This window comes from Nocardia sp. NPDC052316, from assembly GCF_044547795.1.
GTDB lineage: Bacteria > Actinomycetota > Actinomycetes > Mycobacteriales > Mycobacteriaceae > Nocardia.
Genome location: NZ_JBIUBB010000011.1, coordinates 76,855 through 83,049, shown reverse-complemented (window position 1 = coordinate 83,049; position 6,195 = coordinate 76,855). Strand labels below are relative to the sequence as shown.

At 64.6% G+C, this 6,195-nt stretch carries 8 protein-coding genes; 4 read left to right on the top strand and 4 right to left on the bottom strand.

The features are described 5' to 3' along the window. Positions 1 to 253: 253 nt before the first annotated feature. Positions 254 to 730: a DUF6228 family protein gene (locus ACIHA7_RS38515; protein ID WP_397296904.1), complete on the bottom strand. Its 477-nt coding sequence runs from the start codon at positions 728 to 730 to the stop codon at positions 254 to 256. Between the two features lie 368 nt (positions 731 to 1,098). Between ACIHA7_RS38515 and ACIHA7_RS38510 the strand changes: the two genes are divergently transcribed. The 3 genes from ACIHA7_RS38510 to ACIHA7_RS38500 all read left to right on the top strand — a co-directional run bounded on the left by ACIHA7_RS38510 (position 1,099) and on the right by ACIHA7_RS38500 (position 2,808). Then, the gene (locus ACIHA7_RS38510) at positions 1,099 to 2,145 is read left to right on the top strand and encodes an NADP-dependent oxidoreductase (RefSeq protein WP_397296913.1); all 1,047 of its coding nucleotides are present in this window, start codon (positions 1,099 to 1,101) and stop codon (positions 2,143 to 2,145) included. Positions 2,146 to 2,310: 165 nt separating this feature from the next. Then, positions 2,311 to 2,526 carry a sigma factor gene (locus ACIHA7_RS38505; protein ID WP_397296901.1) on the top strand — a complete coding sequence of 72 codons (216 nt, stop codon included), beginning with the start codon at positions 2,311 to 2,313 and terminating at the stop codon, positions 2,524 to 2,526. Positions 2,527 to 2,583: 57 nt separating this feature from the next. Continuing rightward, positions 2,584 to 2,808 (top strand): hypothetical protein, encoded by a 225-nt coding sequence (locus tag ACIHA7_RS38500; protein WP_397296899.1) that lies wholly within the window; start codon positions 2,584 to 2,586, stop codon positions 2,806 to 2,808. Positions 2,809 to 3,186: 378 nt separating this feature from the next. On the opposite strand, the gene ACIHA7_RS38495 is transcribed toward ACIHA7_RS38500, so the two are convergent. Then, positions 3,187 to 3,720, bottom strand: coding sequence for a hypothetical protein (locus ACIHA7_RS38495; protein ID WP_397296897.1), 534 nt, complete (start codon positions 3,718 to 3,720; stop codon positions 3,187 to 3,189). A gap of 561 nt (positions 3,721 to 4,281) precedes the next feature. Here ACIHA7_RS38495 and ACIHA7_RS38490 point away from each other — a divergent pair. Next, entirely contained in the window at positions 4,282 to 4,668 is a 387-nt protein-coding gene (locus ACIHA7_RS38490; protein WP_397296894.1) for a hypothetical protein, read from the top strand. A 212-nt stretch (positions 4,669 to 4,880) separates the two neighbouring features. Here the strand turns inward: ACIHA7_RS38490 and ACIHA7_RS38485 are convergent, their stop codons facing one another. Continuing rightward, complete coding sequence (locus ACIHA7_RS38485; protein ID WP_397296891.1) at positions 4,881 to 5,678, bottom strand: DUF2071 domain-containing protein; 798 nt, start codon at positions 5,676 to 5,678, stop codon at positions 4,881 to 4,883. Continuing rightward, positions 5,675 to 6,013, bottom strand: a complete 339-nt coding sequence (locus ACIHA7_RS38480) for a metalloregulator ArsR/SmtB family transcription factor (protein WP_397296888.1) — start codon at positions 6,011 to 6,013, stop codon at positions 5,675 to 5,677. The genes ACIHA7_RS38485 and ACIHA7_RS38480 overlap by 4 nt, the downstream gene beginning before the upstream one ends. Positions 6,014 to 6,195 lie beyond the last annotated feature (182 nt).

Sequence of the window (6,195 nt, the reverse complement as noted above, 5' to 3'; positions counted from 1 at the left end):
GCGAGAAAAGTTCCGGGTCCTAACGTCCGTGCCCGCCGCGAGTACAGGACCTTTCGGGCTCGCGGCGGGTTCCGCAGGCCGTTCGGCAGAGCGATAGCCGAGCCTACTTGCCCGACGCTTCCGCTCTGGACCGCCGCACGAAAATCGGCAGTTGCGGACGTTCGGCTGGCCGAGATGATCTCGGCCAGTTGATCTTCCGGAGCGTCAGGTGGCCGCTTCGAACCGCGCGGGTCGCGGTATTAGCGGATATGCGCTACCGCCGGTGTTCGGCGTCGTCTGGCAGAAGGAATCGATGGATGGCAGCTGCGAACTGTCGCAACTGCTCACCAGCTTCCAGGTAAGTCACAACCCTCGCGGCCCAGGAAGGGGACTCGCTCAACTGGCGGCTCAGGCTCCAGTCCAGCCGAACATGTCCCAAGGTCAGGTGTCGCGCCTCGATCCGCAGCTCGTGGTCCATGCTCTTCCACGTCCGGATCCCGTGCCAGCCACCGAAATCCCGCTCCAAGCTGCTGATGAATCCTGGGAGTGAGCGACCAGCGACGTAATCGAGGATGAGTCCGCGCATTGACGCCGCCATCCCATCCGCAGACAACTCCACGCACACCGCTACGTAGTCGTCGCTGTATGGAACGGTGCGGTGCCACAGCCGCACCCCGGTGCCGTCGGAACGGTCGATGAGCTCGATCGCCTCACCTCGATCGACCATTTCACTCTCGAATTCGCAGGTCACCGGTCGAGGCTACGACTCGATTGCTGTCCGCATCGAAAGAGTTGGACACCATCTCGTTGTGTGGTGATCTACCTCGTTCAACACATGCGGCCGCGGCTCTACTGAAGCGAGCGGTCAGCGGCATTACCGCTCACTCGCACTGGCTGAAGTCAGCTCGGGAAGTCGCCGTTCAGCCCAACCTCCCGATCGGCGTACACCGGTCATGGAGGTTGGGCCCAGGTGCTGCCGTGCCCCGGTCGGGCCGGACCCGGCGAGTGATCTACCTCACCGCCTGTCACAGGGAACGATCATGCGGTGTCTGGTGGCGGAAGCCCTGTGAACTGAAGGAGAAGCCGATGGCCGAAGCAAGTAGCGACAGCACAGAGTCGATGAAGGCAGTGCGGTATCACTCCTACGGCGGAAGCGATGTTCTGGTCTACGAGGAGGCGGATCGTCCCATCCCGGATGCGGGTGAGGTGGTGGTGCGGGTGGCCGGCACCTCCTACAACGACGCGGATGCCGGGCTGCGCGCGGGTTTTCGGCAAGATGTCGTCCCGGTGACCCTCCCGCACATTCCGAACGTCGACATGTCTGGTGTCATCGCCGAAGTCGGTGAAGGGGTGAACGGCTGGAGCGTCGGGGACGCGGTGGTCGCGCTCTTGCCGGTGGACGCGCCCGGCGCGGCCGCCGAGTACGTTGCCGCACCCGCCGAGATCCTGGCTTACGCTCCCCGCACCGTCGACCTTGCCGACGCCGCAGCCCTGCCCCTGGTTGGGCTCACGGCATGGCAATCATTGTTCGAACACGCCGGTCTCGAACCCGGTCAGGGCATCTTGATCAATGGTGCGGGCAGCGCGGTGGGCGGATACGCCGTTCAGCTCGCCGTGCAAGCCGGTGCCATCGTGACCGCGACGGCCAGCCCGCGCAGCCTCGACCGGACCCGCTCCTACGGCGCACAGCAGATCATCGACTACACCGAAATCCCGATCGTGCAGGCAGTGGCCGGACAGCGGTTCGATGTGGTGCTGAATTTGGCGCCCAGCAACCCGCAGGAAAACGTGGAGTTGGCGAACCTGGTCGCCGACGGCGGGATCTATGTCAGCACAACAACTCCCGTCCCGCACGATGTCGGGCGCGGGGTGCGGGCAGTGCGGCCTTTCGCCTACAGCGACGCCGCTCAGGTCGCTGAGCTGGTCGCTCGCGTCGACGCCGGAAATCTGCAGATCGCTGTGACCGAACGGCTGCCGCTGTCGGAACTGCCGAATGTCCATGCCCGCGCCGCCGAACGGATCGCCCACGTAACCGAGCTGGCCGCCCACGTCGAGGGCCGAGAACTGGGTTTCGAAGTAGCCGCACAACTGCGAGCCGAAGCGGACACTGTCGACGTTCGCGTCGCCGGTGGAGAAATAGTCGGCCAGGTGGTTCTGACTCCGTGATCCGAGTGGCACCACCCTCGATGCCGATGCCGATGCCGATGCCGATGCCGATGCCGATGCCGATGCCGATGCCGATGTTCGTGTGCCGGGAGCAATGCAGGTGAACACACCACCGCGTGAAAACCGTTGACTGCCAGCGCGACCTGTCAAAAGAGAGGCCGGGACGTGAGCGAGGACGCCACCGACCCAGCGACCGCGGCATTCCTTGCCCATCGTAATCTGTTATTCACCGTCGCCTACGAGATGCTTGGATCGGCAGCCGACTCCGAAGACGTCCTGCAGGAAACATGGCTGAGGTGGAGCCGGGAGTCGTTCCAGCATGCACTGCAAACCGGGGACCCGCAGGGCTGCTCAATGTACTCGCCCCGGACGTCGTCCTGATCGGCGACGGTAGTGGCGTCAAAAAGGCCGTGCCGCAGCCGATCAGGGGCCGACAAGGTGACTCGCTTCATACTCGGCGGCATCCGCAAGCACAAAGTCACGTTCACCACCGGACCCACCATGGTCAACGGCAGCCCGGCACTGATTCTTCGGATCGACGGCGAAATCGACGGCGTCATGGCGGTCCGGCTCAGGGACACCCGAATTACCGGCCTCTACTTCGTCCGCAACTCCGAGAAACTGACCCGCGTCGAATCCGAGACTCCACTGAGCCTGCGCTGAATATCGCTGCGAGACCAGCTAGCCACCCACGGAAGCAGCGAAGGCCACCTTCCTGAGCATTCCCTGACGAGCTTTCTAGAGTTGGCGGTCGCTGTGCTTGGGGAAGGCGCCGAGGTCGAGTCTCTGCGCTCTCAACTCCCCGACGATCGGTAGCCGTCACGTTTCGTTGTCGACCAGACCGGAACGTGACCGACGCGGCAGTCGGCTGCTGCCAGAGTGTTCTTCCCACCGGATGCGCTCAGACATTGCCGGATATCCTGTGCCACAGTAGATCTCATCCGTAGGCCGCGCGCCCAGCGGTATGAGCGTGTGGTCGGGCGACCGCGGGTCCGCCGGAACCGCGCCTCGAGCGGACTCAGCGCAGCCGTGACCGGGGACTCAGTGCAGCGATATCGCCGACGGTATCTGTTCGACGTTGCGCAGGAGTCGGGTGCGGTAGGTCCGCAGGGCGGCCATCACGGCGAACAGCGCGGTGAGCGCTCCCAGGATGATCCGTATGGAGTGCGCGACCTCGATTTCTTGCACGGTGCGATTCAACTCCTCGACGGTGTACCGGTCGCGATCATCGAACAGAATCGTCCAGCGTTCCCAGAGATACAGTGCCGACAGCAGAAAGAGCCCGGACACCAGCGCCGCCAGTGATGCGAGCGTCCATACTCGTGCCGTTCGGGACCACAGGCTCGCCGCTGTCGCCACGACCGCGCTCAGTGTCAGGACAGCGCCGAGCGGGCGCATCACGCTGCCGACCGAGACCACCGCGGTGAATTCGTCGGCGACGATCAGCGAATTCGGGATGTCGTGAAAGTAGTTCGGGTACAAAAAGACTGTTTCGGCGATCATGGTGCAGAACACCAGAGTGGCGAGCGCGGCATAAACGGTGGCGGCAGACAGTGCGACGGTCAGTTTTGGCAAGGGATTCCCTCTCCAATTCCTAGGTCCGATGAAGGGGCTTCAGCAAAGCTAAGCCGCGTCGCCACCGAGCACATCCGGGCTCGACCCTGAACCGAGGCCAGGGCACCCCCGACACGTGGCCCCACGAAGCCGCGAACGACCTCGATACGGGAGTCCCGGCCCGTTGAGGCTCTCCTGCTCGCGTATCGGCAGCCGACTCGAGGCCCGGCGAAGTAACAGTTCTGTAATCGGTAGTACCGGATGTCCTGTGTCGCAGTGCATCTTGCGCTTCTGACCGCCCCGTAAGCGGCGTTATAGCACGTTTGCCGACGGACACCCGCGTGCGATTCGAGCCGAGCGGCGAGCAGCGGGACGGGTCGACTGCGTCGTCGGACCAGGACGCTCGTGGCATCGGACTTTCGATCTGGTGGCACAACAGCGTCGGTAAGATTCAACCTCGAATCGGCGTTCCGCCGATGCCCGCACAGTGCGGGCCGGACTCTTCCCCCGCGTCGCGCACCAGTTCGCTGTGCTGAGAAGATGTCCGGTGCCGAGATCGCCTCGGGTAGAAGGGACATGCCCATGCGACGAACAGCTTTTATCGTGTCGGCGCTGATGGTCGTCGCGTGCGGCCTCACCGCGGTCGCCGGTCCTGCGGGAGCAGTCGACGACAAGGCGACCTGCGCCGCCTTCAACGAGGCCTGGACCGATTTGAACAACCGGCTCGGAGCACTCGGCGGCCCGGGCTCGTTCTCCGAACTGCGGCAGATCTACCTCGAAACCGCCGGGGACCTCCGCGTCGTGGCGGACGCCGCGGACCCGGGCGCGCTGAAAGACGCGCTCAATACTGCTGCGGCACACCTGAGTCGGCTCGAGACCGCGACGAACCTCGACGACTTCGACAGGGTGATGGGGGATCCCGCTCTCACCGCTGCCTTGGACGTGGCCGGCAAGCCCTGCGGTCTCTGATCTCGCTCGGCGGCACGCCGTCACCGGCCGGTCTCGTGAGTGCACGCTGCGTAGCGAGCTTCATCATCGATCGGGTCAGCTCGGAGCCGACCGTCGAACAATCCCGAGTCGGCCGGTCCGGTCAGCGCGCCATGCGGTATGAGCGCGCACCGCCTAACCCGAGCGGGCCTGGGGCCGTTGATCTTCCGGCGGGAGCTCTCGCGGGGTCTGCTTCAGGCAGTTTCGGATGTGGCCGTGCAGACGTTCGGTGCTATTCCTAGCGTGGTCCCCGCGGTCGTGGCGTCCGTCACGACTGGCAGGGGCGGAAGAGGGCGCCACGTCACCGGCACCTCGCGCATGAGTAAGGCGCAGTCGAGTACCGCGCTGCCCGGGGGGAATCGGTCCGGGTCGTCGAAGACCGTGGATCGAACCGAATTGATTTCGAGTGGCTCGACATGCCACGAGTTCGTTCGGAGTTCGAGCCCGTCGAGGCGTAGGCCGCCGCGTGTGGCTGAGAATCCCGCCGAGCCACGCCGAAAGAAGTCCGATGCCTGCGCCAGATCGGTGAACAGTTCGCTGTCCTGGAACCGCTCGGCGATCCGCACGTCGACACTCACCGAGATCGTCTGGTCTGGACTGGCGAAGGCGACATGCAGGTCCTTGGCTGTCTCTCGCACGTCGAACCGTGCCAAACTGTGCTCACCCGGGAACAGTCGGCCACCGGCAAGGGCATTGATCATCGAACCGCTGTCGCGACGCGCGATGTACACACCGGTCGAGCGCCCCTGTGGACCGTCCCACTCGACCGCGATGCGATGCGCGGCGTTCTCGCTGCGTAACCCGATCCAGCCGGGTAGCCGGCTCGGGCGGAACTGTCCGAGGCGGATCAGGCAGAGGCCCGCAACGGCGAAACCGCCGACCAATTGCGGTCGCAGCGGCGGCGGCACCAGGCTCGCGGCGACCTCGGGGGCGACTCGGTAGTTCACAAGAAGGCGTCGCTCGACGACGCTGGACATCTGCGGAGGCCTCATCGGAGTTCCTTGTTCTTCGCGGTTCGCAGTGTGCGCTGCTTGATGACGACCTGCTCCGGGCAGATCGCGCTCAGAAACCTGCCGATCGACAACGCCAGTCGTTCCTCGACGAGCGCGTAGAAGATCCGGTTGGCGGCTCGTCGCTCTCGGACGAGCCCGGCCGCCTTGAGTACGCCCAGATGCCGGGAGATCGAAGGACCACTGATCGGAAACCTCGCGGCGATATCCCCTGCGGTCATCTCCCCAGGGTGCAGGTCCTCCAGGATCTGTCGACGCGTCGAGTCTGCCAGCGCGCGGAATACTCCGGCTTCCTCTTCAGGACCGAGCTTGGTCATGTTCATAGTTTAGCTCTGTAGCTAAATAGCGAACAACCGAGGAGTGCCCGGTCACCGCGGAGCCGATCGCCTTCGACGCGTCCCCCGATGCTGTTGTCAATCCGCTTGTGTGCCCGGCTGTCTGGGATTGCGTCCCCTGGCCGTGCCGTAGCCCCCATGGCTGGACGGCCGAACAACACGCG

Bases quoted from the DNA above. Each gene is read 5' to 3' on its own strand.
- ACIHA7_RS38490 (WP_397296894.1), top strand. From the start codon at position 4,282: ATGCGACGAACAGCTTTTATCGTGTCGGCGCTGATGGTCGTCGCGTGC.
- ACIHA7_RS38485 (WP_397296891.1), bottom strand. From the start codon at position 5,678: ATGAGGCCTCCGCAGATGTCCAGCGTCGTCGAGCGACGCCTTCTTGTG.
- ACIHA7_RS38510 (WP_397296913.1), top strand. From the start codon at position 1,099: ATGAAGGCAGTGCGGTATCACTCCTACGGCGGAAGCGATGTTCTGGTC.
- ACIHA7_RS38480 (WP_397296888.1), bottom strand. From the start codon at position 6,013: ATGACCAAGCTCGGTCCTGAAGAGGAAGCCGGAGTATTCCGCGCGCTG.